This window comes from Pseudomonas sp. PS02302, from assembly GCF_029959585.1.
In the GTDB taxonomy this organism is placed as follows: Bacteria; Pseudomonadota; Gammaproteobacteria; order Pseudomonadales; family Pseudomonadaceae; genus Chryseomonas; species Chryseomonas aestiva.
Genome location: NZ_JASCON010000168.1, coordinates 1 through 1,060 on the forward strand (window position 1 = coordinate 1; position 1,060 = coordinate 1,060).

Annotated in this window: 1 protein-coding gene; it reads right to left on the reverse strand. The window is 66.3% G+C overall.

Translation table 11 applies throughout. From position 1 onward, the window contains the following. Positions 1-197: 197 nt before the first annotated feature. Positions 198-1,060, reverse strand: an 863-nt coding sequence (locus tag QMX82_RS25655) for an aldehyde dehydrogenase family protein (protein ID WP_282288797.1), incomplete at its 5' end; no start/stop codon positions are given.

A 1,060-nucleotide genomic window follows, 5' to 3' on the forward strand; every position in this document is an offset into this window, starting at 1 on the left:
AGGCCGGGCAGTTGCATCCTTTGGGTTGATGGCGCGGGGAGCGGTTGGGCTTCGACGGTGAAGCCGCCTCAACCCAACCTACGGGGGCTGGTAGGTTGGGTTGAGCACCGCGAAGCCCAACACGTCCAGACTCGGTGCACCCGTTGGGCTTCGACGGTGAAGCCGTCTCAGCCCAACAGATCCAGCCGAACGCGGGATCAAATCCCCAGGCAGAGGTACTTGATCTCGAGGTAGTCCTCGATGCCGTACTTGGAGCCCTCGCGGCCCAGGCCCGAGGCCTTGACGCCACCGAAGGGGGCGACCTCGTTGGAGATCAGGCCGGTGTTGATGCCGACCATGCCGTACTCCAGCGCCTCGGCCACGCGGAACACGCGGGACAGGTCGCGGGCATAGAAGTAGGAGGCCAGGCCGAATTCGGTGTCGTTGGCCAGTTCGATGACCTCGGCCTCGTCCTTGAAGCGGAACAGCGGCGCCAGCGGGCCGAAGGTCTCCTCCTTGGACACCTTGGCACTCCTGGGCACGTCGGCGAGGATGGTCGGCTCGAAGTAGCTGCCGCCGTTGGCGTGGGCCTTGCCCCCGGCGATGACCCGGGCGCCCTGGCTCACGGCGTCGTCGATGTGTTCCTTGACCTTGGCCGCCGCCTTGGCGTCGATCAGCGGGCCGATGGTCACGCCCTCCTCCAGGCCGTTGCCGACCTTGAGCTTGGCCACCGCGGCCTTGAATTTCTCGGCGAAGGCGTCGTACACGCCGTCCTGGATATAGAGGCGGTTGACGCAGACGCAGGTCTGGCCGGCGTTGCGGTACTTGGAGGCGATGGCGCCTTCCACGGCCTTGTCCAGGTCGGCATCGTCGAAGACGATGAAGGGCGCGTTGCCGCCCAGTTCCAGCGACAGCTTCTTGATGGTGGGCGCGCTCTGCTCCATCAGCTTGGCGCCGATCTCGGTGGAGCCGGTGAAGGAGATCTTGCGCACGATGGGGCTTTCGGTCAGCTCGGCGCCGATTTCGGCGGCGGAGCCGGTGACCACGCTCAGCACGCCCTTGGGAATGCCGGCGCGCTCGG